This is a genomic window from Luteibacter sp. SG786 (assembly GCF_011759605.1).
Classification (GTDB): Bacteria; Pseudomonadota; Gammaproteobacteria; order Xanthomonadales; family Rhodanobacteraceae; genus Luteibacter.
Genome location: NZ_JAAOYX010000003.1, coordinates 508066 through 531680, shown reverse-complemented (window position 1 = coordinate 531680; position 23615 = coordinate 508066). Strand labels below are relative to the sequence as shown.

The window sequence follows — 23615 nt, the reverse complement described above, 5'->3', positions numbered from 1 at the left end:
TTCGAACATCTTCCGAAAGACAGGAGTTACGACGGTTTAACGATCCGCATGATCCACTCCCCGCCAGTCGTATCAGCGGGCGCCCGCCATGGGTAAGCGTTTTTCCATCATCAGAACCTTGCGGGACATCGCGTTCGACCTGTCGGACGTGCCACATCCTGACCTCGCCTCCATGGGACGCGAGTTGGGCAGCGTCCTGCATGGCCGCAGCGCGGAGTTGGCGGACACCCTGGGCCCGCTGCGGGAGCGTCGGCGCGGCTTCGAGCGCTGGCTGCTCGCCGATCGGTCGCGCCCTCCGGTAAGCGTTCTGGTCCTGGCGTGGCCACCGGGCTATGCCACTCCCGTGCACGACCACGGCGGCCTCTGGGGTCTGGAAGCCACGATCTCGGGCGCGCTGGAGGTCGAGTCGTTCGACAAGGGCGAAACCGACCATTCGCTGCGCAGCGTGGGCCGCACCTGGCTGGGACCGGGCGACGCCACCTGGTTCGAAGCCACCGACCACCATGCCCATCGCTGCCGCAATTTGTCGCGGCACGACACAGCGCTCACCCTTCACGTGTACGGTGGCGATCTGGCACAGTACCTCGCGTATGAGCAGCCCGGTCCGTCCGGACACTGGATCGCACGACCGAGGCAATCGATTATCGCGGGACGCCTGACGGCCTGACGGTCTCACGGCCCTCCACCCCACCCATCGGGCGAAGGACCAAAGCAATGTTTCAGAAGGTCGCCATCATCGGCGGTGGCGCAGCGGCGGCGACGCTGGCAAGCGAGTTGCTCGAGCGGCGCACGCGACAGCCGCTCCACCTGGACTGGTACACCGGCGGCCCCGTGGCCGGCCGGGGCGTTGCATATGGCACGCCGTCGCAACGGCACCTGCTCAACGTACGCGCCGCTTCCATGGGCATGTTCGTCAGCAAGCCTGGCGGTTTCCTCGAATACGCCCAGTCCCTCGACCCCACGGTGAAGGGTTCGGATTTCCTGCCGCGGCGCATGTACGGCGACTTCCTGCAGTCGCGGGTGCAGCAAGCGGTGAAGAACGCCGGCTCGTTCGGCCACGACGTCAACATCATGCCGTTCGCGGCGGAATCGATCATTCCCTCCGATGACGGCATCGTCATCGGCTACGGCGACGAATCCTCGCGCGCGGACGCCGCCGTGCTGGCCATCGGCTCGCTGCCGCCGCGCCCCCTGCCGGGCGTGGAAGACGCGGCGATCGCCAGCGGAAGGTACGTCACCGACCCCTGGCCGTTCCTCGCCTCGGCCGAACCGGACGAGCGCCCGCTGCGCGTGCTGGTCATCGGGTTGGGGCTGACCGCCGTCGACGTCCTGCTGGAACTGTCGACCCGCTGGCCGAACGCCCACTTCGATGCGCTGTCGCGGCACGGCAAGCTGCCGGAACCGCACCTGGCCGCCGCCTCGGCCCCGCACGACGATGGCGGGGAGTTGATCGAATCGATGCGCGACGACCCGAACCTGCGCGTGTGGATGCGCCGGCTGCGCGACGTGACGGAACTCGCCGAGGACTGGCGCACGGTGGTGGACGGCATGCGCCCGCACACGCAATCGCTGTGGCGGGATCTGCCGATGCGCGAGCGTTCCCGCTTCCTGCGCCACGCGCGTTGGGCGTGGGAACGCGCGCGCCATCGCATGCCACCGCAGGTGGCCGCACAGGTCGCCGCGCTCGAGGCCGAAGGACGCTTCACCCGCTCGCGCGGACGCATGCGTTCGGTACGCCTGTCGCTCGAAGGCTCGCTGGAGGTCGTACACGCGCAGCCCGGTGGCGGCGACTCCACCGACGCCTACGACGTCGTGATCCAGACCGTGGGCCTCAACACAGACACGCAGCGCACGGAACACCCCCTCGTCCGCCAGATGGTGATCGACGGCATCGCCACGCCGGACCCCCTGGGCATGGGCTTCGCCGCCGTGCCGGACGGTCACCTGCTCGACGGCAACGGCCGGCCGCGAACGAACCTCTTCGCCATCGGCAGCCTCTTGCGCGGAGCCTTGTGGGAATCGACGGCAATGCCCGAGATACGCAAACAGGCCCAGGGTATCGCCGACATGCTCCTGGCGGAGGAAAACCCGCGGGCTGCCGCCAGGTAGGCGGCGTGGAGGCCGGGCGCGCATGATCGCAAGCCTGGTTGCCGTTGCGGCGCTTTGCCTTCATGTGGCGGGCGTATTCGCCGCCATGCACGCGGTCATGCACACCCGCACGGCACAGGGTGCCTTCGCCTGGGTGCTCGGGCTCGTGCTGCTGCCTTACGTGACGCTGGTGCCCTACCTGTTCCTGGGCGCCAGCCATTTCGGCGGCTATGTCGACCTGCACCGGCAACGGCAGGCCCGTTTCTTCATGCTGCATGAGGAAGCCATCCGACATGGTCGCCTCCGCCTCCTGTCACGATCCATGCCTGTCGCGGACCGGCGCTACGACGCAATCGGCAGGATGTTGCAGACGGCCATGCATGCGGGGAACGCCCTCCTTCTCCACGTGGACGGCGCGGCTACGTTCGACGCGATGTTCGCCGCCATCGCTCGTGCCGAGCGTTACGTGCTCGTGCAGTTTTTCATCATCCACGACGATGCCCTGGGGCGGCGCCTGCGCGACGCGCTGCTGGAGCGCGCCGCGGCAGGCGTGAAGGTTTGCCTGCTCTACGACAGCATAGGAAGCCATGCACTGCCCGACACGTACGTGGGCACGTTGCGCGAGGGCGGCGTGGAAGTCCACCGCTTCGCCACGCGCCGCTGGCGAAATCGCTTCCAGCTCAACTTTCGCAACCACCGCAAGGTGGTGGTCGTGGACGGCGTACGCGGCTTCGTCGGCGGCTTGAACGCGGGCGACGAATACCTTGGCGACAAGCCCCCTCTCGCGCCGTGGCGCGATACGCACATGGAGATCGAAGGCCCGGCCGTGGCCGATCTGCAACGCGTGTTCGCCGAGGACTGGTATTGGGTGACCGGACAACGGCCGCCGTCCTCGCCGCCGCCGGAGCGTTGCGGCCGGGCGGCGACCATGATCGTCGCGACGGGCCCCGCCGACCGCCAGGAAAGCTGTTCGCTGTTCTTCGTCCAGGCCATCCATGCCGCGCGGAAACGCCTGTGGATCACCACGCCCTATTTCGTTCCCGACCAGGCCGTGTTCGGCGCGCTTCGGCTCGCCGTGTTCCGTGGAGTGGACGTACGCATTCTCATACCGGACCGCCCCGACCATCGCACCGTGTTCATGGCGTCCACGCTCTACGCACACGAGGCCACGCTGGCGGGCATTCGCATGTTCCGCTTCCGCGAGGGCTTTCTGCACCAGAAGGTGATGCTCATCGACGACGACACGGCGGTGGTGGGCAGCATGAACCTCGACAACCGCAGTTTCCGCCTCAATTTCGAGATCTCGGCATTGAATGTCGACGAGGCATTCGCCGCGTCTGTCGAAGCCATGCTGGAGAACGACTTCGCGAACAGCGATGAAGTCAATCCCAACGACTATCGCCGGCTTTCCTATTTCCGTCGCGTGGCGCTCCATGTCGCCCGCCTTTTCGACCCGATCCTCTGAAGGAACCATGATGCTTCGAGCCCTTGCCGCCCTCACCATCGCATTCGCAGGCGCCGCGTCCGCCGGTCCCGCCCGCTTCGTCGAGCGCAGCGTCGAACTCCACGGCAAGACGTACCGCTACCAGGTATTCGTGCCGGCGGACACGGCCAAGTCGCCGGCGGTCGTCCTGTTCCTGCATGGCAGCGGCGAACGGGGTAGCGACAACCAGAAGCAGATGACGCAGGGTCTGCCGCCCTGGCTGAAGCAGCATATGGACTTCCCGGCGGTGGTCGTCATTCCGCAAGCGCCGGACAACACGGAATGGACGGATGCGGCGGATGCGGACATGGCCATGGCCGCGCTGGAAAAAAGCATCAAGGAGTTCCACGGCGACCGCAGCCGCCTGTACCTCACCGGATTGTCGATGGGCGGCTACGGCTCATGGCAACTGGCCGTCGACCATCCGAATACCTTCGCCGCCGCCGCCATCATTTGCGGTGGCGTCACTTCCGACGACGACGACCGCGACAGGCTCTATGTCCACGGCGTTCCGAAGGGTGCCGATCCGTTCGCGCGCGTAGCGGAAGGCATCGGCAAGCTCCCCGTCTGGATCTTCCACGGCGGCGACGACAACGTGGTACCCACCGAACAGTCGCGCCGGATGAATGCCGAGCTGGTTAAACGCGGCAAGGAAGTGAAGTACACCGAGTTCCCCGGCGTGAATCACGGTTCCTGGGAGAAGGCCTACGCCACCCCGGACCTTTGGGATTGGATGTTCGCCCACAAGCGCTGATCACTTGTGGGAGCCGCTTCAGCGGCGATGGGTGCTCGCCCGCGGGATCGCCGGCGTAGCCGGCTCCCACAGACAGACATCGCATCGATGGGTACACCGTGGCAGTGCCCAGGAAGTCAGGAACGCCGGACGCTGTCGAAGAGATTCTTCATTCCGCCCGAGAATATCGCCCACCCGATGCACACGCCCACCAGGGCGCCCACGAACTCGAAGAACACGCGCAGACCGATGGCGTCGGGGTCGTGCACCGCCGCCAGCTTCGCCCGCAGAAGCGTCAACGACTGCAGCGGCGCCATGTTGAAATAGAACAGGTCCCACAGGTCCTGTCCGGCCGACAGCGCCACCGAAAAGACATAGGCAATGGCCAGCTCCTTGCCGTGACTCCAGCCGCTTCCCCTTGCGAGCAGGTGAAGCAGGCCATAAACGACGATGCCCACCAGCAAGGCGATACCGCCTGTTTCCAGGGCACCCACGATGCCGTAACCCATCCAGGTGCGATCGTATGGCATGCGATATCTCGTAAAGGGCCGGATGCGCATTATGCCCGCCGAATGACGGCTCCGGCAGATGGCCCGACCCACGGACCTCCGCGGCGCGCACCCGCCTGGCCCGGCGGCACGACAAACCCATTCAATCAACCCCGGCATAACTTGGGCAAAGTCGTCGTGCTTTTCACGAGCGAACGACACGCTCGCGCGAGAAGTTGCGATGGTTGTCACGAATATCCGCCGATACACCCCACAGACTGAACATCGACGGAAGCATGAATCGCGCACGCTCTATACATGCCTTCATTCCCGCAATAACAACACTATGATGCAGCGGTTCCTGCATGGAATGATGTACTGCATTGCAACCATAAAAAACGAAAACGACTTACTCGAAATCATAAATTGCTTCAGGGAGAAGCCCCATGCGCCTTTCATCGCCCACGCGTTCCCTCGCTGCCGCCCTGCTCGCCTGCATCGCCTTCGGCACCGCCACCGCACATGCCGACGACAGCACCGACAGCAAATATCTGTTCGGTGACTGGAATGGCGAGCGCACGCGTCTCGCCGACAAAGGCATCACGTTCGACTTCGGTTATGGCTTCGAAGCCGGGCACAACTATTCCGGCGGCGACCGCCGCATCACGCGCTATACGGATCAGTGGAAATTCGGCAGCACGTTCGATCTCGACAAGCTCTGGGGATGGCGAGGCGCCACCTTCAAGATCATGGTGACCGATCGCAACGGACGCGACCTCGGCGCCGATGCGCACATCGGCAACAACCAGCTCATCCAGGAAGTGTATGGCCGCGGCCAGACCTGGCACCTGACCAAGTTCCAGCTGGAACAGAAGTTCTTCGACGACCGGCTCACCTGGAAGATTGGCCGCATGCCCGTCGGTGAGGAAGTCGCCAGCTTCACCTGCGACTTCATGAATCTCAGCTTCTGCGGTGCGCAGCCGGGCAACATCGTCGGCGATTACTGGGTGAACTGGCCCACCAGCATGTGGGCCACCACGTTGAAGTTCGACACCACGAAAGACACCTTCGTGCAGCTCTCGGCTTATCAGGTCAACCCGAAATACGTCGACGATTCCTACGCGCGCCGCCGCGGCCTCGACCTCGACTTCCCGGGCGGCACCACCGGAGCGCTCATTCCGCTGGAATTCGGCTGGACGCCGGTGCTCGGCGGCCTGCCGGGTTCGTACCGCGCGGGCGTCTGGTATAACACCTCGAAGGGCAACGATCTCTACCTCAACGAGGATCGCCAGCCGCTTGCCACCGCCGGAGGCGAGCCGCTCCAGCGCAGCTCGCGCAAGGGCGCGTGGATCACCTTCCAGCAGCAGGTGACCGGCGAGGCCGGCGGCCGGGGCACCACGGTGTTCCTGAACGTCACCTCGGCCGACCACGCCACCTCGGCGACCAACAACCAGATCGCCCTGGGCATGGAATACAAGGGCATCTTCGGCCGACCGAACGACTTCGTCGGCGCCGCCATCGCCGGTACGCACGCCAACGGTTACGCCGCCAGGAACCAGCGCCTGTTCAATGCCACGCACCCGGGCCAGGAAGGCATCGTCAACGACGGTTATGAGAAGGTGGCGGAAGTGTTCTACAGCTGGTCGCCCATTCCGTCGATCGCCATCCGTCCGAACCTGCAGTACATCAAGGATCCGGGTGGCAGCAAGCAGAATGACGACGCGTTCGTGCTCGGCCTGAAGACGAGCATTGCGTTCTAAGGCCATGCCCTGCCTGTAGGAGCGCGCCTTGCGCGCGACCGGTTTTCGCGCCAGTCTTTGCGATTCCGCTTAATGGCATCGCGCGCAAAGACGCGCTCCTACAGGATTCCCGCATCATGATCGACCTGGTCGGCTTCGACGGCGACGACACGCTCTGGCGCAGCCAGGAGTTCTACGACAGGGCCCAGGAAGCCTTCGAGGCTATCCTCGGCCGTTATGTCGACCTCGGCCGGCAGGGGCTTCACGATGCGCTGCTAGCCACCGAGCGAGGCAACATCGCCCTCTTCGGATACGGCGCCAAGGGCATGGCGCTTTCGATGATCGAATCCGCCATCGAACTGACCGACGGGCGTATCGAATCCCGCGACATCCATCGCATCGTGCGTCTGTGCAAGGACGTGCTCACGCATCCGGTCGAACTCCTGCCAGGCATCCGCGAAGCCGTGACCGCCGTGGCGGCCACGCATCGAGTGGTGCTCATTACCAAGGGCGATCTGTTCCACCAGGAATACAAGGTGGCACGAAGCGGCCTGGCGGACATCTTCCATCGCATCGAGATCGTGTCCGAGAAGGACACCACGGCGTATGCGCGCCTCTTCGCCGAGTTCGGCGTAGCGCCGGAGCGCTTCGCCATGGTCGGCAATTCGCTGAAGTCCGACATCGCGCCGGTGGTGGGACTCGGCGGCTGGGGCGTATACATGCCCTACCACAGCACCTGGGCCCATGAACTGGTAAGCGATTTCGCGATGGGCGATCGCGTGGCCGAAGTGACGGGAGCCGAGGGCATTCCGGCGGCGATAGCGCGGATGCACGCGACCTGATTCGACATTTCTTTCGCGTCCCGCCCGCGAAGCTGGCGCCAGACCCCTTAAGAGAGGTGCATGTCGTGCATTCGAAGCTGGCAATGGGCTGGCGGGTGGTCAAGACCACGGCCAGGGGCTTCAGCGACGACGAACTGATGACCCGCGCCGCGGCGCTGGCCTTTTACTCCGCCCTGTCATTCGCTCCGTTGCTGGTCCTCCTGCTGTGGATCGTGGCCTCGTTGCGGCCGGAATGGCAGGCCCAGCTCGTGGACAGCCTGAACGGCCTCGTGGGGCCCCGCGCATCGGAAGCGGTGCGCCTGGTCATCGAAAACGCCAGGCAACGACCCAGCGTGGGCAGCATGGCCGGCGTGATCGGTCTGGGCGTCACCCTCGTGGGTGCCTCGGCGGTGTTCGCCCAGCTGCAAGGTGCGCTCAACCGCGTCTGGAGCCTGCAACCCCGACCCGGGTCCACGAAGGGCGCCATCCTGAGTTGGCTGCGCGCGCGCATGCATGCGCTCGGCCTGCTGCTGTCCCTCGCCTTCCTGCTGGTCATCTCCTTCTCCGCCAGCGCGCTCATCGCGGTGTTCGTGCGCGGTGGTACCACCGGCTGGCAGGTGCTGGAGATCGCGATCTCGCTGTGCGTCTTCGTGCTGATCTTCGGCGCCATCTACAAGGTGCTTCCCGACGCGATCATCGAGTGGCGCGACGCGATGATCGGCGCCACGCTGACCGCCCTGCTCTTCGCCGTCGGAAAGTTCGCCATCGCCGTGTACCTCGACCGCAGCAACGTGGGCGGCCCCTACGGGCCGGCCGGCGGCGTGGTGGTGCTGCTCGTGTGGGTCTATTACTCGGCGCTGATCCTGCTGCTGGGCGCGGAGCTGACCGAGGCGGTGGCCGAGGCCCGGGGCACGCCGATTAAACCGCGGCCATACGCCATGTCCACCCGGCCCGCGCAGGACGCCCGGATTGACCCCTCCATCACGAAGCCGGAGGTATCCCTGAAGGCCACCGAAAAGGAGGATGCAACATGAAGACCCCACTGCTCGCCATTGCCGCGCTTGCGTTCGCCGGCACCGTCACTCTCGGCACGCCGCCGGCTGAAGCGCAGTCCCGGCGCAGCCAGCACCAGGTCTGCGAGAACGTGCGGGTGAAGCAGATCAACTCGAAGGACGACAACCGCCTGATCGGCACCGGCGTGGGCGCCGTGGCCGGCGGCCTCCTCGGCAACCAGGTGGGCGGCGGCAAGGGAAAGACCCTGGCCACCGTGGCCGGCGCCGTGGGCGGCGGCTATGCCGGTAACCAGATCCAGAAGAACCACCAGAACAAGAACGCCACCTACCACACGGAGCGTCGCTGCCATTGGGTGGACGATTGAGTAGACGCTGAAGCAGTCGCAAGCAGGAATGCCCTCGGAGACCGCGAGGGCATTCTCTTTTGGGCCATGGTCCCGCCGAACGTCAGCGTGGATTGGATCCGAGTTGGAATTCGTTTCCGATAAAGATGACGTTCCCGTTGTCGAAGACGGTAGGTCCGTTCACGCTTGAAGACTGGATAGGTCGCAGATAAAAGCCGCTTCCACCCGTATCTGGCATCGAGTAAAGGGCGTAGTTGTGATGTGCCTGGCCCGTAGGACGCACGTTCAGATTCCTTAAATTGACCTGGACCCAGTTTCCGTAAGTGCTGGCTAGAGTCGCCCCGGATTGTCCAACGGCATGGCGCGGCAGCAGGGCTTGAAACTGCGGGGGAACCTCACTCATGAGGGTATGAGGGGGCAAGGTGGTGAGCGGAAGGCCTCGTGCGTCGGTTCCAAAAAGACGCATCTGCGCCAACCTGATGTGGCCTGCCCCCCTTAATTGCGCTTGTGTGAGCCTTGGATCAGGAAGATAGAGGTAAGCGACCTCGGGCCACCTTTGAACGGCGACACGATAGTTCGGGGATACCCACCAAGAGGATGTATAGCCTGGCACCGAGGAGCCCGTTGTCGGCACACGTGCAGGTGCGCGGGTTACCGAAGCCGTAGAGGAGCTGGAACTCGCCGCCTGAGCCGAGAGTGCGCGATCGAACCACTCGGACGCCGTCATGGGCGAAGGGGCTCTCGGCTCAGTGGCACGGGCCATGGCCATGGCCTCGTGCCAGGCATTCAGCTGAGGCTGTAATAACGCGCTCGCCCCCGGATGCGGTCTCGCATCGATCTTTATGCGTAGCGTAGGGGCAAATTCCTCGAAGGGCAGACTTTGATACAGCCTCCCGATCAAGGTGAGGCGCTGGGATTCGGTGAGGGTGGCCACTTCCGTGGTGAGGTACGTACCCTCGCGTAACATGCTTTCTGCCTCCCTCAGCAATGTGAGGTCGAATAAATGTCGCCCGCCGTAGCCGCCGAGCAATCCGACGCGGTGAAAGCGCCACTGCCCGTTAGGAAGGCGTTCGATGGCGGGCCCCCAGGTAGAGGGGCCGGCGCCGGGCCGCATGAGGCGCCAGGTGTCCATGTTCCGATCAAAGCGGACCTGGTACAGGTTGCCGCCTTGTTGGATGTAACGGCTACCCTCCATGGTGTAGACCCCTGAAGCCGATGGCTCGCCGGTGGGAGCGTTCACGTTACGAGCGATGTAGCGCTTGTCGAACAACGTATCGGGAGTTGGCAGGGAGCGTTGGCTGGGTACAAAAGCGCGCGAACCGAACGCAGCGCGTACGCGGGCTCCGGCCATGACTGGTACCTGCGTGTAGATCGGCAAGACGGCCAATGCCGAGTTGTAACCTTCTACAAAAGCGAGGAAAGCTTCCATGCCTTCACCCGCCTTGACGTGGTCATAGAAGCGCCAGCTGGCCTGCGCTGTGTGGGGAATGCCTTGCACAGCGCCCACGACAAACTCTTTGGCCAGTTGGACGGGTACGTTCCAGCCCCACGACACATCCTTGAAACTGTCCCAGTCGGCCTGGGAGGTGGAGCGAGTCATGTCGCTGGCATTGCGTTTGGCCAGATCGATGGCGGTCTTGTCACCCGCATCGAGGAAGGAGCCGGAAACCTGGCGTTCCTGAAAGCGCTCCTCCAACGCCGCGCAACGTTGGCGTGCCGGGCACTCGTCGAAGCCGAAGACCCACGACCAGGTGCGGCCACCGTTGATTTTTGAATGAGCGAAGTGCCATTTGCCCCGGTCGTCAATGACGCTCAAAGAGGCGGGCAAGCGTGCCAGCAGGTAGGCCTCGAATTCCGGGTTGAGCAGTACCTCGCGATTCAATGCCTGGCGGTCGGGAAATTCACGGAAAGCCAGGCCATCGGGCGCGTTGGGGGTGTAGAGGACGACGTGGCTGACCGCCTGGGTCTGTTGTGGTGCGATCAGGAACACGTCAGCGAGCGGGAAGCCCTTGTAGGTGAGTTGGGAAACCACGATCTCGTGACCCTCTACCGTGTCACGAGGCCCCGGATTGGGCGAGTCCAGGACCGCCTGTATCCACTTGAAGGCTCGCTCTTGATTGGCACGGAAGACGCGCAGCCCCTTAAAGTCGTAGTAACTCAAGCGGGCCTCGGCCGCTTCGAAGCGCATGCGGGCCACCTGCAAGGCATGGCGTGAGGCGCGTCGCTTCGCCCCTGCCTCACTATGACTTAGCGTCTTATCCAGGTGCTGGGCATAGGCATGAGGCAGATCCAGGTCGCGGACGATGTCGCGTAGGACCTCTGCGGACACAGCCTTGTTCGGTGAATCATCGGCGCCAATGACTTCCAGCCCCTCGATGCGCAAACCGCTGATATTCCGGTAAGCCAGCGCCAGCAGGGAGAGCTCCTCCTGGGGGAAGCCAGAGATGCCCGTGGCGATAGGACCCTTGTCGGGCGCGCGCCGGGTGAGGCGTACCCGCAGCTGGCTTGCGGAGGCAGCGATACCCTTCTCGCGCAGGGCGGTATCCAGCTTCTGTTGGGCAAACTCGGCCAAGGAAGGTATCGTGTCGCTGACCTCCTTGCCCAGTCGCTGCGACACGTCGCGGTAATCCTGAGCCATGCTCAACCAGTGCTCGCGCACGTGGGTCGGTTGCTCGGCGAGGCGCTCCTTTTCCCATTGAGCGGCCAAAGCCAGATCACGCTGGCTCACGATGGCGTGAACGTCCAGGAGGACGCTCAGGTCTATGGCAGTGAAGAGATCGTCGCGCCACCGTTCGGGATTCGCGGCGTCGATGGGCCCGTCAAAGGCGGCAACTGCCCGTTCACGCAAGCGCGCGGACAGTCGCGTGACGAGAGTGCCAAATATGTCGTTGTCGATGTCTCGTGCGGAAAGGAAATGAGTGGACAACACGGGAAGAATATCGTCCGCGCCGATGCCAGGCAGCTCATCGCGACTGACGAGTTGCTGTCGCATCATCAGCTCGACATCCCGATAGAGCACCTCCAAGGAGTCGAAGACTCGCCATCCGGCCTCAACGGTGAACAGCAGAACACGCTGCGGATCGCGATCGTTACTCAAGATCAAGGCGCCGGCATAGGGCACGCTGCCGACCATGAGCTCCTGCGCATGAAGGTGGCTGGGCAAAAAGGTGCCCGGATAGTGGGCGACGCTGGCGACACCCTCGGCCGCGGCATCTGGGAGGGTGCCATCATTGCGACGCAGCGAGGCGTCGTCGCGCATGACGTGGGCCAGACGTAACGCCATGGCTTGCCGACGTGAAATCAGCGACTTGCCCGGGGCGGCCTCGACCGTTGCGTTCCAGAAGTCATCCAAACCGGTGAGGAAGCCAGGGCGCCCGTCGAGGCTGGCAGGCAGGTCGGGTAGATCGCCCTGCTGCTGGACGAGCCATGCTTGGGTATCGCGCAAGCGTTGGAGCGTATCGATGGCGGCCTGGTTGGCGGAAGCGATGTGTGCAGGCGGCGCCTGCGGCGGGAGCATGTCCAATGTCTGTTCTTGGGCGTGGGATTCGCCTTAGGTTAGATGCGCCCAACCCTGGCGGTCTGTCGTGGGCCGCGCCGACGATCTGTGAGATTTACGAAGGGGCCAATGTAGGCGCGCCACCCGTGTAAGGTCCCCAGCCCAGGCCCGGTCTTACGGGAAAGGGGCGTCCACCCGGGCGCCTTTTCCTTTCCGGAGGCAACATGCGTATCGATCCCGAACGTCGCCGGTTCCTCGGCGTATTGACCGCCACCGTCGCCGCGTCCGCTTCACTGCCCTTCCTGCTGCGGGCCACGCGTCCTGCCGTTGCGGCCGACGCGCCTGCGCCAAAGGGCGGCAATGTCACCCTGGACTGCTTCGCCGACGACAAGAGGCCGCTGGGCACCTGCGTCAAGCCGCGCGTGGTGCTCACCGACGAGCAATGGAAAGCGAAGCTGAGCACCAGGTCGTACTACGTCACCCGCCACGACGGCACGGAGCCGGCCTATACGGGCGATGGCTGGGACCGGCACGACAACGGCCTCTATCGCTGCATCGGCTGCGACACCGCGCTGTACGACTCGGCGACCAAGTTCGACTCGGGCACGGGCTGGCCGAGCTTCTGGCAGCCGATCTCCCGACGCAACATCACCCAGAAGACCGACCGCAGCCTGATCGAGGAACGCATTGCCGTGAATTGCGCCCGCTGCGACGCGCACCTTGGCCATGTGTTCGACGATGGCCCGCAACCCACGGGTCTCCGCTACTGCATGAACGCGGCAGCCATGCGCTTCGTGCCGGCGAAGGCCTAAAAAAAAGGTTCTTCACGGATTACCGGGGGCACAGATGTTTCGGGTCGACGGCTGTGGTTTCCGCGAGCTCGCCCCGGCGCCCACGAGTTCGGAGTCGCCAAAGCGCTATGCACCGTAGCGCTTCGCATGGGCCCTTGGTGCCCGAAGGCTCTGGCCCTACCGTCCGAGCTACGGCGGCGCCAGCCGCTGGCTACATGCATTCGCCTTGGCGAATGAACCGATGCATGCGGCATGCATCCCCGGACTTCCGCGATGAACCAAAAAAAACCCCGCCACTCGGCGGGGTTTTCGTATCAATGACCCGGAGGGGTCAGAGGTGTCAGTTCGAATTCCTTGGGCGGCGTTTCGCCCTTGAGGTAGCGAACGAAGTAGTCCCAGCGGCGGCGCGTCATGTACTGCGTGGCGGCACCGTAGCCGTGGTGGGCGTTGGGGATCATGACCAGGTCGAAATCCTTGTTGGCCTTGATGAGGGCATCGACCACCAGCAGGGTCTCGTACGGCGGCACGTTATCGTCCGAGGTGCCGTGCGCCAGCATCAGGTGCCCCTTCAGGCCCGACGCCCACTTCTGGTTCGCCTGGTCGTCGTAATTGGAGTTGCCGTCCTTGTCCTTGACCAGCAGGCCCTGCCACTTCTCGGCCCAGTCGTCCTCGTAGTTGCGGTTGTCGTGGTTGCCCGACTCCGAGATACCGACCTTGAAGACGTCCGCGTAGCGGAACATCGCCGTCGCCGTGGCGTTGCCGCCGCCGGAGTGGCCCCAGATACCCACGCGATCGCCGTCCAGCCACGAATACTTCTTCACCAGCTGCTTCACCGCCGCCACCTGGTCGGGCAGCGTGTTGTCGCCGATGTTCTGGAAGTACGCGTCGTGGAAGGCCTTGGAGCGCCACGGCGTGCCCATGCCGTCCACCGCCACCACGACGAAGCCCAGTTCGGCCAGCGCCTGGTTGTCGCCGTGCGAAGGGATGAAACTGCGGGTGCGCACGGAGCCGGTCTGCGGGCCCGGGTAGATGTAGACCACGAGCGGGTACTTCTTCGAAGGATCGAAATTCGTGGGCTTGAACATCTGGCCGTAGAGGTCGGTCTTGCCATCGCGCGCCTTCACAGTGAAGGCGGTGGGCGGTACCCAGCCCTTCGCCTTCAGGCGCGAGATGTCGGCGCGGGCGATTTCCTTCACCGTGGCGCCGGTATCGGAACGGCGCACGAGCGCGACGGGCGGCGTGTCGATCGTCGAGTACGAATCGAAGAAATACGTGCCGTCCTTCGACATGGACACGCTATGGTCGGCGTTTTCCGGCGTCAGCAGGGTCAGGCCCTTGCCGTCGAAGCCCACCTTGTAGAACTGCTGGTAATACGGATCGACGCCCTTCTCGCGACCCACGCCGCGGAACCAGATCGTCTTCGTCTTCGGATCGACGTGGAGCACCTGGGTGACGTTCCAGTCGCCGGAAGTGATCGAGTGCTCGAGCTTGCCGGTCTTCAGGCTGTACATGTACAGGTGGCCCCAGTTGCTCCGCTCGGAGAACCAGATCACCTCGTCGGTTTCGGGCACGTACTGCCAGTTGGCCTTGTCGTTGCCGCCTTCGAAATAGGTTTTCGCCTTTTCGTCGAACACGGTGCGCACTTCGCCGGTTTCCGGATTGGCGATGCGGAACCACTCATGCGTATGGTCGCGCGCGGTGGACACGAAGGCGATGCTCTTGCCGTCGGCCGCCCAGCGCACGTCGTCCCACACGCCCGGGCTGCACGAGACATCGTCGCAGATGGTGGAGCGATGCTGGTCGGCCGGCATCTTGAAGCGAACCACCTTCTTCGTCGGCACGTCGATCACGACACGCTCGATCATGGTCACGTCCTTGTCGCCCGGCAGCGGGTACTTCCAGGTATCCACCTTCGGGTGACCCACGTTGACGCTCACGAGCGTCATCTCGCCGGTCTTGCGCTGGTCCTGCTGGAAGGTGGCGATCTTCTTCGAGTCCGGCGACCACACGAGGATGGCCTCGTCGGTGTGCTTCCAGCCGGCGTTGTCGGTGGCGTAACCGTAATCCTTCACACCGTCGGTGGTGAGTTGCGTTTCCGCGCCCGTCGCCACATCCCGCACCCAGAGGTTCCAGTCGCGGATGAAGGCTTCCGATTTGCCGTCCGGCGATTTCAAGCCCGGTTCGCTGCCATATTCCTTGCCCTTGGCGTCCTTCTTCACCGCGGCGAGTTCGCACTTGCCGATGGCCTTGTCGCAAACGTAGTTCTTGCCACCCGAGGTGACGTCCAGTCCGTCGTCGGGGCGCACGACGAAACCGGTGATCGGGAGCTTGCCCGCGTCGACCTTCTTCCCGGTGGCCGCGGAGAGCGCGGCAGCCATCTTGTCGCGATCGAAGGCGCGGGTGGCTTCGCCCGTGGCGGCGTCCACCTTGATGAACTGGTCGCCGTCCTTGTCGTGATCTCGATACCAGAAGTGGCCGTCGTCGATCCAGGTGACGCGCTGCACCGAATGATCCACCAGCGGCATGGTGTTGTTGGCGAGGAACGAGTCCGCGCGGCGGTAGTCGTCGGTGGTCACCGCCGCGCTCGCGGCGGAGGCCCCGATCAGGGCAAGAAGAACGGCGCCGGAAAGCGCCGCATTACGTTTGGTCGACATCGATGGTCCCCATGGACGGCTGGGGCGGCGCGGGACGCACCGCAAACCGGATGAGGCTAGCCCCCCTGTGCCGGAAAGGGCCTATGCCAAAGGTCACGGGTAACGGATCACCCCCGCCTGGGCCCGGTGCGGAAGCGGCGGCCCTGCTTCGCGACCATCCTGAGCGCCAGCGCGTCGGGCAGCAGTTTGAACAGGCCCTTGATCGCGTTATTGACGCGGCCGTTGACGTAAACCGCCTTCCCCGCCTCCACGGCCTCCAGGCCCTGGCGAGCCACGGTAGGGGCATCCATCCACATGAAGTCCGGCATCTTGGAGACCAGCTCGCGCGACCCGGTAACGTCATGGAACTCGGAACGCGTGAAACCGGGACACACGGCGGTGACGTGCACCCCAGTGCCAGCGCATTCAAGCGCAAGGGATTGCGAGAACTTGATGAGGTACGCCTTCGACGCGGCGTACAGAGTGTGGCCCGCGGAGCCGGGAACATGACCGGCCAGCGAGGCGATGTTGAGGATGCGCCCATAACCGCGGGCCTTCATGGCGGGCAGCAGGCGATACGCCAGTTCGCTGGGCGCCGTCATCAGCACCTGGATGAAGGCCGCATGGGTCGACCAGGGCTGGTCCTCAAAATACCCCGGTACCCCATACCCCGCGTTGTTCACGAGCACGTCGATCGAAAGTCCTTGCGCCTCCAGGGCGGCGACGAGGGCTTCCGGGCCGTCTGCCCTGGCCAGGTCCAGCGGTGCGACGATCGCCTCGATGGCATGGCGCTCGCGCAGCTCCTTCGCCAGCGCCTCGAGCCGGTCGGCGCGCCGGGCGGTGAGCACCAGGTCGTGACCGCGACGCGCGAGTTCGCGGGCGAAGGCTTCGCCGATACCGGCGGATGCGCCCGTGACCAGGGCGCGGCGGTTGGATGCCATGGATGTCTCCGTTGTCGCCACGTGATCCGGAAGTATGCAACGAGCTCGCATGAATGAACGAGGAGGGTTTGTGCTCGCCGTCCAGACGCGGCGTTCACGACTCTATGCATGCCCCGGCCGCGAAGCTGGCACTCCCAAGACGACTCACCCAGAGTCCAAGGAGCCCACGACGATGACCAGCAGTACCGAACATGACATCAAGGTTCTCAACAACCTGATCGAGACCACCATCGACAGCGCCGAGGGCTACGGCGAAGCGGCAAAAGACGCCGAAAACACCCGTTACGCCGCCGTATTCCAGAGCCGGGCGGCCGAACGGCGCCAGGTGACGCAGCGCCTGCAGCAGCAGGTGCGCTCGCTGGGCGGCACGCCGGAAGACGACGGCACCGTCCTCGCCAAGGCCCACCGCATGTTCGTGGAACTGCGCGCGAAGATGAGCTCGAAGGACGACACCGCCATCGTGGACGAAGTCGAGCGCGGCGAAGACCACATCAAGGCGAAGTACGAAGACGCCCTGAAGGACAACGACGTCTCCGCCGGCACCCGTTCGGCCATCAACGAGGCCTATGTGTCTGTGAAGAGTGGGCATGACCAGATGCGCGACCTGAAGCACGCGTTGCACGCCAAGTCCTGATCCCAGGCAATGGTTCCGGAAGAAGCCCGCGGGTGTCCCGCGGGCTTCTTTCGTGCCTGAGATACCATGCCGGCGATGAAGAACATTCTTTTCGACATGGACGGCGTGCTGGTCGATTACCAACCCGCTGTCCGCGTCAGTCATATTGCCACGGTGCTTCAACGGAGCGCGGCTGAGGTTCATGCCGCGATCTATGCCTCGGGCGTGGAAGCGGATGCCGATGCCGGGCGCCTCAGTCCAGACGAGTACCTTGAAGCCATCGGCAAGATGTTGGGCGTGCGTTTGCCTGTCGATGTCTGGACGGAGGCTCGCCGACTTGCAACGCGCATACGCCCTGGACTCATAAGGCACATCTCGTCCCTGGCCTCGCGGGGCATCGGCATCGCTATCCTTACCAACAACGGACGCCTTCTCGCCGCACAGTGGGAACACATCGTGCCGGCGCTGTTCCCGCTCTTTCGCGGCCGGGCCCATGTGGCGGCCGAGTTCGGCGTGGCCAAGCCGGATCCTGGCGTCTATGTCGCCGTCCTCGAAAAACTAGGGTGGCGCGCAGGGGACACGTTGTTTATCGACGACGCGCAGGCGAATGTCGACGGCGCCGTGGCTGCAGGAATGGCAGCGCGACGCTGCGATAGCGAAGCCAGTGTCGGCGACGCCATCGCCGCCTTCATCGACGACTCCAGGATCGCCGACCGGACGTAGGCACCCGATTTTGCCGCAACGCAAAATGTGGCTTGGCCGACCATTACAGCCTAATGACGCCCATATAGCCAGATGTTGACGCACCGCAACATTAGCGCTTAGCCTCGAATCGTCGCAGCCCTGGGGAGGACCTGCTGCGACGCGCAGATCCAGCCAAGGAGCCTTATCTACTGACTGCCTGACCGGGGAAACCACCGATGACAAGACGACTCAAGCGGCGCCTGCCGGCGGCCGCGCTGCTACCTTTTTGCTTGACGCATGCCCTTGCCGCCTCGACGGCCTGGGCCGACGATACGCCCGCCGCCGACACGGCGACGCCCGACAAAGCCAAGCTGCTCCAGCAAGTCGTAGTCACCGGAACGCGCAGCACCGACCGCACCGCGTCCGAATCCCTCGCGCCCATCGACGTCTTGAGCCCCGCCGATCTCAACGCGACCGGCAGCACCGACCTGGCTAGCGCCCTGAGCACCCTGCTCCCGTCGCTGGACTTCCCCCGCCCCGCCATCAACGACGGTAACGACGCGATCCGGCCAGCGAGTCTGCGCGGCATGTCGCCAGACCAGGTGCTGGTGCTGGTGGACGGCAAGCGTTACCACACTACCAGCCTGGTCAATTACAACTCGTCGGTTGGCCGCGGCTCGGCACCGGTTGACCTCAATTCGATTCCGATCGCCGCGATCGATCATATCGAAGTGCTGCGCGACGGCGCCGCGGCACAGTACGGCTCCGACGCCATCGCCGGCGTGATCAACGTGGTGCTCAAGCGAGGCGGCGCCGCAGGCGGCAACGACATCACCGCCAGCGGCGGCATCATGGACAAGGGCGACGGCGCGCAGAACGGTGTGCAGGGCAGCCTGGGCGTGCCGCTCGGTGGTCCGGAAGGCAGCGCGCCCGGCTGGATGCGCGTAGCGTGGAACTACCAGAACACCATGAACACCAATCGCGCGGAGAACCGCGACAGGTCCACCACGCTCGCGGGCGCCCCAAACCCATCCGGCATACCGTACGAGCGCTATGGCGACCCGGCGGTGAAGACGTACCAGCTGCTGCTCAACTTCGGCTACGACATTGCGCATGGCGTCGAACTGTACGGCTACCTCAACGGCAGCAGACGCGACGTCACCTCCAACGGCTATTACCGCGCCTACGATTCGGCGCGCAATGTCCCCGAAATCTACCCGAACGGTTTCCTTCCGCAGATCGTCAATCACAGCAACGACATCGCGGCGGTGCTGGGCGTGCGCGGAACCACGGATGGTGGCTGGCACTGGGATTTCTCGGCAGACCACGGCGAGAACAACCTGGCGTTCGACATCGCCAACAGCGTCAATACCAACCTGTACTACACGCAAGGCTATTCGCCGACGTATTTCAATGCCGGCACGTTCCGCAACAAGCAAAGCGTGGCCAACCTGGACCTGAGCAAGGACGTGCACGTCGGCTTCCTACCCAATCCGGTCACGGTGGCGTTCGGCGCCGAATACCGCAAGGAAACCTATGACATCGAGTCCGGCGACCCGGACTCCTACTTCTTTGACCCCAACACGCTGATTCCCGGCACCGACACGCCGTACGCGGGAGGCTCGCAGGTGTTTCCGGGTCTGACACCCGAGGTGGCCGGCAGCTTCGGACGCCACAGCCAGGCGGCGTACGTGGATCTGGAAACGGACGTGACATCCAAGCTCTCCGCAGGCCTGGCCGGTCGTTACGAACACTACAGCGACGCCGGTTCCACGCGCTCGGGCAAGTTGTCGGCACGGTATCAGTTCACCGATACGTTCGCTCTGCGCGGCACGGCTTCCAACGGCTTCCGTGCCCCGTCGCTGGCACAGCAGAACTACGAATCGGTCGTGACGCTGATCCAGAACGGCGCGCTCGCGCAGATAGGTACATACCGCACGTCGGACCCGGCGGCGATCGCGCTCGGTGCCAAGCCCCTGAAGCCGGAGAAATCGACCAACTATGGCCTGGGCGCGGTGTGGCAGCCATGGAGCAATTTCAGCGCGACCCTCGACCTGTATCAGATCCGTGTGGCCCACGCGATCCTGTATTCGGATCAGATTGCGGTAAGCATCCCGAACAGCCAGGTCACCGGTGCGCAGTTCTTCGTCAACGGCGCCACCACGCGCACGCGCGGCGCCGACCTGATCGCCGACTACCGGATGGATCTGGCCGACTGGGGCAGGCTCAACCTCACGGCGAGCGGCAACTACAACAAGACCAAGGTGCTGGAAATCTCCACGCCGGCGTTCGGCCGCGCCAGCGAAGGCCTGCTCACCTCGTCCACGCCGCGCACCAAATACGTATTCGGCGGCGACTGGGAACTGAAGGGCTTCGGTCTGCATGCGAACCTCACGCGGTACGGCTCGGTGATCCGCCGCGGCGACGCCGACGACGGCAGCCAGGACCAGAAGTTCGCCGCGCGCTGGCTGCTCGATCTTTCCGGCAGATATGCCTGGGAGGCGTGGACCTTCACCTTGGGCGTGGACAACCTCACCAACCAGTACCCGACCAAGGCTTCGCTGGCCAACGTGTACGAGGACCGCGCGGATGGCCTGCAGTACTCCTCGCTGTCGCCCTTCGGTTTCAACGGCCGCTACTGGTACGGCAAGATCGCCTATCGCTTCTGACGACACCCCCTCCGCGCTTGCGCGCGCGGAGGGGCGATGAGCTGCCTTCGCGGCATTTACGTATTCAAGGTCAGAGGTATTCGATGCACGACGAGGTTTCTTCGCGCGCGGGCGATGTCCCGCGTAGCATGAGGCGGCGCGACCTGCTGCGCATGATCGGTGCTACCGCCGGAGGCGCAGCCATGTATCAGGCCATGAGCAGCCTGGGCCTGGCCGCCGAGTCGCCGTTTCGCGGCACGCCGCAGTTGCAAGGTGCACCGCGTGGCGCGTCGGTCCTCGTGCTTGGTGCCGGCATCGCGGGCATGGTGGCCGCCTACGAACTGCGCCAGGCCGGGTATCAGGTGCAGGTACTTGAGTACAACCGCCGTCCCGGTGGCCGCAACTGGTCGTTGCGCGGCGGCGATACCTTTACCGAAATGGGCGGATTCACCCAGCACTGCCAGTTCGATGACGGGCTGTATCTCAACCCCGGGCCGTGGCGCCTGCCTTATCACCATCACGGCATCCTGTCGTATTGCAAGAAGCTCGGCGTGGCGCTTGAGCCATTCGTGCAGGTCAACTACAACGCCTATCTGCACAGCTCGGACGCGTTCGGAGGTAAGCCGCGGCGCTACCGCGAAATCAATGCCGACTACCGCGGCCACGTCGCCGAACTGCTGGCCAAGAGCACGCAGCAGGGGCAGCTGGACCAGAGCGTGAGCAAGGAGGACCAGGAACGCTTGCTGGAATCGCTGCGCGAATGGGGCGCACTGGACAAGCACTTCGCCTACGCGCGCGGCGAAGCCAGCAGCAACCGGCGCGGCTACGATCGTGACGCAGGTGGTGGCCTGTCTGCCAAACCATCACCTTCCATGCCACTGCAACTGAAGGACGTGCTCGGTTCGCGCCTGTGGCAGCACCTCGTGGACGGCGAAATCTATGAGTTCCAAACCACGTTGTTCCAGCCGGTCGGCGGCATGGGCCGGATCGGCGAAGCATTTGGCCGCGAGTTGAAGGGCGTGATCCGCTACGGCGCCAAGGTCACTGCCATCCGACAGGACGAAGGCGGCGTCACCGTGGCATATGAAGACGCCGATACACCAGGCGCCACGCAGACAGCCAACGCACAGTGGTGTGTGTGCACCATCCCGCTGTCGATCCTAGGCCAGCTGCCGCTCAACGTGTCGCCCGCGATGGCCGAAGCCATCGCCGCCGTGCCCTATGCCGCTTCGGTCAAGGTGGGCCTGCAGTTCAAGCGGCGCTTCTGGGAAGAAGACGAGCAGATCTACGGCGGCATGACCTATACCGATCTGCCGATCGGCAACATCAGCTATCCCAGCACGGGTTTCCATGGCGGCAAGGGTGTGCTGCTGGGCGCTTATATGTGGGGCAAGGACGCCTATGAATTCACGGCGATGGCGCCGGAGGAACGCGTGCGCAAGGCGGTCGAATACGGCAGCCGCATCCATCCGCAGTACCGCGAGGAGTTCGAGAACGGCATCGCGGTGGGCTGGCACCGCTCACCTTTCACCCTGGGCTGTTTCGCTGCGTGGTCCGACGACATGCGCGAGCGTCATTACGACAACCTGTGCCGTCTGGACGGCCGCATCGTGCTCGCGGGCGAGCACGCCTCCTATCTGCCGGCCTGGCAGGAAGGTGCAGTGACGTCGGCGCTCGACGCGATCGAACGCCTGCATCGACGCGCAACGGGAGGCGTGGGATGAACCGACACGCAAGACGCATCGCGCTCGCGCTGGCCTGCGTCATTCTTCTGCTCGTCGCGGGCGTTGCAGGCGCGCAGTCCTCCGATAACGCCGGTCACGTCGGTGGACGCTTCGCCGCTGCGGATGGCGAGGCGGTCTATCGTGGCATCTGCCAGGGCTGCCATATGCCCGATGCCAGGGGCGCGCAAGGCGCCGGCGCCTACCCTGCGTTGGCCGGCAATCCCCGGCTGGTGTCGCCGCAGTACATGGCGGCCGTGATCCTCCACGGTCGGCGCGACATGCCTTCGTTCAAGCCCGCTGCGGCAGACGAGGGCCGCTTCCTGCTCGACGTCAGCCTCAGCGACGCACAGATCGCCGACGTGATCAATTATATCCGCACGCACTTCGGTAACCACTACACCGACAGCATCAGCGCCGACGACGTCGCCGCGATGCATCGGTGACCACTTCTCGTCAAAGGAGGTCCCATGCACTCGCGATTCCGCCATGCCTTACTGCTCGCCCTGCTGACTGCCGCCGCGACGGCGCAGGGCCAGGAAATAAAGCGCTACAAGATTCCGGACAGCGATTTCCCCATTTCCGCAGCGGTCGAAATACCGGCCGGCAAGGCGACCGTCTACGTCAGCGGCAATGTGCCGCCCGTGGTCGATGCAAAGGCAGCGAAGGATTCCGTAGCGGCCTACGGCGACACCAGGACGCAGACGGTGGGCGTGCTCACCGCCATCGACAAGCAGCTGAAAGGCATGGGCCTGGGGCTCGGCGACGTGGTGAAGATGCAAGTCTTCCTGGTCGGCGACGAAGCCCACGGCGGACGCATGGATTTCGCCGGCTTCATGGCCGGTTATCGCCAGTTCTTCGGGACGAAGGATCAGCCGAAGCTGCCGGCGCGTTCGGCATTTCAGGTCGCGGCGCTGGGTAACCCTGGTTACCGGGTGGAGATCGAGGTGATTGCGGTGCGGCCTTGAGTTGAGTTCCGGCTGCGCGAACGCCCTGTCTTCTAAAGCCCCCTTCGCCGAGATCCGGGAACGCTACCTGGATGCAGCGGTTCATTCGCCAAGGCGAATGCATGTGGCCAGCGGCTGGCGCCGCCGTTGTTCGGACGGTAGGGCCAGAGCCTTCGGTGTCCACCCTCGCTGCTCAGACAGGTCCTCCGCGTTCGGCAAGGAGGGGCCGCTGACGCGGCCCGTTTATCTATCTGGCCTTCGGCCGCTCTCTTGTGCGGAACTCGCCTCGAGGATGGACACCGAAGACTCTCCCCCTCGTTGAGGCGGCCTGTCAGGAGAGCCGGCACAGCCGAAGGCAGCCGCTGCGAGCGGGATTGCATCGCCTCACCACACCCCGCGAACCTCGGCCAGGTCTCTCGTGACTTCGGGAGA

General features: G+C 64.4%; 19 protein-coding genes. 15 read left to right on the top strand and 4 right to left on the bottom strand.

Annotated features, from left to right (window positions below):
- Positions 1-88 precede the first annotated feature (88 nt).
- Genes FHS47_RS18305 through FHS47_RS18290 form a run of 4 tightly spaced genes read left to right on the top strand, consistent with a single transcriptional unit; the run spans position 89 to position 4325 of the window.
- Positions 89-667, top strand: coding sequence for a cysteine dioxygenase family protein (locus tag FHS47_RS18305; protein WP_167031610.1), 579 nt, complete (start codon positions 89-91; stop codon positions 665-667).
- A 47-nt stretch (positions 668-714) separates the two neighbouring features.
- Positions 715-2109: an FAD/NAD(P)-binding protein gene (locus FHS47_RS18300; RefSeq protein WP_167031607.1), complete on the top strand. Its 1395-nt coding sequence runs from the start codon at positions 715-717 to the stop codon at positions 2107-2109.
- A 22-nt stretch (positions 2110-2131) separates the two neighbouring features.
- On the top strand, positions 2132-3553 hold the full coding sequence (gene cls, locus FHS47_RS18295; protein WP_167031604.1) for a cardiolipin synthase: 1422 nt from the start codon (positions 2132-2134) through the stop codon (positions 3551-3553).
- Positions 3554-3563: 10 nt separating this feature from the next.
- Complete coding sequence (locus FHS47_RS18290) at positions 3564-4325, top strand: prolyl oligopeptidase family serine peptidase (protein ID WP_208382135.1); 762 nt, start codon at positions 3564-3566, stop codon at positions 4323-4325.
- Between the two features lie 116 nt (positions 4326-4441).
- Here FHS47_RS18290 and FHS47_RS18285 read toward each other — a convergent pair whose 3' ends face one another.
- A complete protein-coding gene (locus FHS47_RS18285) occupies positions 4442-4834 on the bottom strand; it encodes a hypothetical protein (RefSeq protein WP_167031598.1) in 393 nt (130 codons plus the stop codon).
- A gap of 404 nt (positions 4835-5238) precedes the next feature.
- On the opposite strand from FHS47_RS18285, the gene FHS47_RS18280 reads away from it, so the two are divergent.
- The 4 genes from FHS47_RS18280 (at position 5239) to FHS47_RS18265 (ending at position 8730) form a co-directional block, all read left to right on the top strand.
- Positions 5239-6552: a carbohydrate porin gene (locus FHS47_RS18280; protein ID WP_167031594.1), complete on the top strand. Its 1314-nt coding sequence runs from the start codon at positions 5239-5241 to the stop codon at positions 6550-6552.
- A 116-nt stretch (positions 6553-6668) separates the two neighbouring features.
- The gene (locus FHS47_RS18275) at positions 6669-7373 is read left to right on the top strand and encodes an HAD family hydrolase (protein WP_167031591.1); all 705 of its coding nucleotides are present in this window, start codon (positions 6669-6671) and stop codon (positions 7371-7373) included.
- A 65-nt stretch (positions 7374-7438) separates the two neighbouring features.
- On the top strand, positions 7439-8386 hold the full coding sequence (locus FHS47_RS18270) for a YihY/virulence factor BrkB family protein (protein ID WP_208382134.1): 948 nt from the start codon (positions 7439-7441) through the stop codon (positions 8384-8386).
- Entirely contained in the window at positions 8383-8730 is a 348-nt protein-coding gene (locus tag FHS47_RS18265; protein WP_167031588.1) for a glycine zipper 2TM domain-containing protein, read from the top strand. Before FHS47_RS18270 ends, FHS47_RS18265 begins: the two co-directional genes overlap by 4 nt.
- Before the next feature lie 82 nt (positions 8731-8812).
- Here the strand turns inward: FHS47_RS18265 and FHS47_RS18260 are convergent, their stop codons facing one another.
- Positions 8813-12226: a DUF6543 domain-containing protein gene (locus FHS47_RS18260; RefSeq protein WP_167031586.1), complete on the bottom strand. Its 3414-nt coding sequence runs from the start codon at positions 12224-12226 to the stop codon at positions 8813-8815.
- A gap of 203 nt (positions 12227-12429) precedes the next feature.
- Here FHS47_RS18260 and msrB point away from each other — a divergent pair, with 203 nt between their 5' ends.
- Positions 12430-13017, top strand: a complete 588-nt coding sequence (msrB, locus tag FHS47_RS18255; RefSeq protein ID WP_167031583.1) for a peptide-methionine (R)-S-oxide reductase MsrB — start codon at positions 12430-12432, stop codon at positions 13015-13017.
- A 293-nt stretch (positions 13018-13310) separates the two neighbouring features.
- Here the strand turns inward: msrB and FHS47_RS18250 are convergent, their stop codons facing one another.
- The gene (locus tag FHS47_RS18250) at positions 13311-15650 is read right to left on the bottom strand and encodes a S9 family peptidase (protein WP_167031580.1); all 2340 of its coding nucleotides are present in this window, start codon (positions 15648-15650) and stop codon (positions 13311-13313) included.
- Between the two features lie 107 nt (positions 15651-15757).
- A complete protein-coding gene (locus FHS47_RS18245; protein WP_167031577.1) occupies positions 15758-16570 on the bottom strand; it encodes an SDR family oxidoreductase in 813 nt (270 codons plus the stop codon).
- A 172-nt stretch (positions 16571-16742) separates the two neighbouring features.
- On the opposite strand from FHS47_RS18245, the gene FHS47_RS18240 reads away from it, so the two are divergent.
- From FHS47_RS18240 to FHS47_RS18215, 6 genes are all read left to right on the top strand, one after another.
- Positions 16743-17204 (top strand): PA2169 family four-helix-bundle protein, encoded by a 462-nt coding sequence (locus tag FHS47_RS18240; protein ID WP_167031574.1) that lies wholly within the window; start codon positions 16743-16745, stop codon positions 17202-17204.
- A 66-nt stretch (positions 17205-17270) separates the two neighbouring features.
- Positions 17271-17906 (top strand): HAD family phosphatase, encoded by a 636-nt coding sequence (locus FHS47_RS18235; protein ID WP_343203533.1) that lies wholly within the window; start codon positions 17271-17273, stop codon positions 17904-17906.
- 197 nt (positions 17907-18103) lie between these two features.
- Entirely contained in the window at positions 18104-20536 is a 2433-nt protein-coding gene (locus tag FHS47_RS18230; protein ID WP_167031569.1) for a TonB-dependent receptor, read from the top strand.
- 128 nt (positions 20537-20664) lie between these two features.
- Entirely contained in the window at positions 20665-22239 is a 1575-nt protein-coding gene (locus FHS47_RS18225; protein ID WP_167031566.1) for a flavin monoamine oxidase family protein, read from the top strand.
- Complete coding sequence (locus FHS47_RS18220; protein WP_167031563.1) at positions 22236-22682, top strand: cytochrome c; 447 nt, start codon at positions 22236-22238, stop codon at positions 22680-22682. The genes FHS47_RS18225 and FHS47_RS18220 overlap by 4 nt, the downstream gene beginning before the upstream one ends.
- A 24-nt stretch (positions 22683-22706) precedes the next feature.
- Positions 22707-23204 (top strand): RidA family protein, encoded by a 498-nt coding sequence (locus FHS47_RS18215; protein WP_167031560.1) that lies wholly within the window; start codon positions 22707-22709, stop codon positions 23202-23204.
- The last annotated feature ends 411 nt before the right edge of the window (positions 23205-23615 follow it).

What these genes read in the sequence shown, in the direction of transcription:
- FHS47_RS18305 (WP_167031610.1), top strand. Translation starts at nt 89, where the DNA reads ATGGGTAAGCGTTTTTCCATCATCAGAACCTTGCGGGACATCGCGTTC.
- FHS47_RS18300 (WP_167031607.1), top strand. Translation starts at nt 715, where the DNA reads ATGTTTCAGAAGGTCGCCATCATCGGCGGTGGCGCAGCGGCGGCGACG.
- cls (WP_167031604.1), top strand. Translation starts at nt 2,132, where the DNA reads ATGATCGCAAGCCTGGTTGCCGTTGCGGCGCTTTGCCTTCATGTGGCG.
- FHS47_RS18290 (WP_208382135.1), top strand. Translation starts at nt 3,564, where the DNA reads ATGCTTCGAGCCCTTGCCGCCCTCACCATCGCATTCGCAGGCGCCGCG.
- FHS47_RS18285 (WP_167031598.1), bottom strand. Translation starts at nt 4,834, where the DNA reads ATGCCATACGATCGCACCTGGATGGGTTACGGCATCGTGGGTGCCCTG.
- FHS47_RS18280 (WP_167031594.1), top strand. Translation starts at nt 5,239, where the DNA reads ATGCGCCTTTCATCGCCCACGCGTTCCCTCGCTGCCGCCCTGCTCGCC.
- FHS47_RS18275 (WP_167031591.1), top strand. Translation starts at nt 6,669, where the DNA reads ATGATCGACCTGGTCGGCTTCGACGGCGACGACACGCTCTGGCGCAGC.
- FHS47_RS18265 (WP_167031588.1), top strand. Translation starts at nt 8,383, where the DNA reads ATGAAGACCCCACTGCTCGCCATTGCCGCGCTTGCGTTCGCCGGCACC.
- FHS47_RS18260 (WP_167031586.1), bottom strand. Translation starts at nt 12,226, where the DNA reads ATGCTCCCGCCGCAGGCGCCGCCTGCACACATCGCTTCCGCCAACCAG.
- msrB (WP_167031583.1), top strand. Translation starts at nt 12,430, where the DNA reads ATGCGTATCGATCCCGAACGTCGCCGGTTCCTCGGCGTATTGACCGCC.
- FHS47_RS18250 (WP_167031580.1), bottom strand. Translation starts at nt 15,650, where the DNA reads ATGTCGACCAAACGTAATGCGGCGCTTTCCGGCGCCGTTCTTCTTGCC.
- FHS47_RS18245 (WP_167031577.1), bottom strand. Translation starts at nt 16,570, where the DNA reads ATGGCATCCAACCGCCGCGCCCTGGTCACGGGCGCATCCGCCGGTATC.
- FHS47_RS18240 (WP_167031574.1), top strand. Translation starts at nt 16,743, where the DNA reads ATGACCAGCAGTACCGAACATGACATCAAGGTTCTCAACAACCTGATC.
- FHS47_RS18235 (WP_343203533.1), top strand. Translation starts at nt 17,271, where the DNA reads ATGCCGGCGATGAAGAACATTCTTTTCGACATGGACGGCGTGCTGGTC.
- FHS47_RS18230 (WP_167031569.1), top strand. Translation starts at nt 18,104, where the DNA reads ATGACAAGACGACTCAAGCGGCGCCTGCCGGCGGCCGCGCTGCTACCT.
- FHS47_RS18225 (WP_167031566.1), top strand. Translation starts at nt 20,665, where the DNA reads ATGAGGCGGCGCGACCTGCTGCGCATGATCGGTGCTACCGCCGGAGGC.
- FHS47_RS18220 (WP_167031563.1), top strand. Translation starts at nt 22,236, where the DNA reads ATGAACCGACACGCAAGACGCATCGCGCTCGCGCTGGCCTGCGTCATT.
- FHS47_RS18215 (WP_167031560.1), top strand. Translation starts at nt 22,707, where the DNA reads ATGCACTCGCGATTCCGCCATGCCTTACTGCTCGCCCTGCTGACTGCC.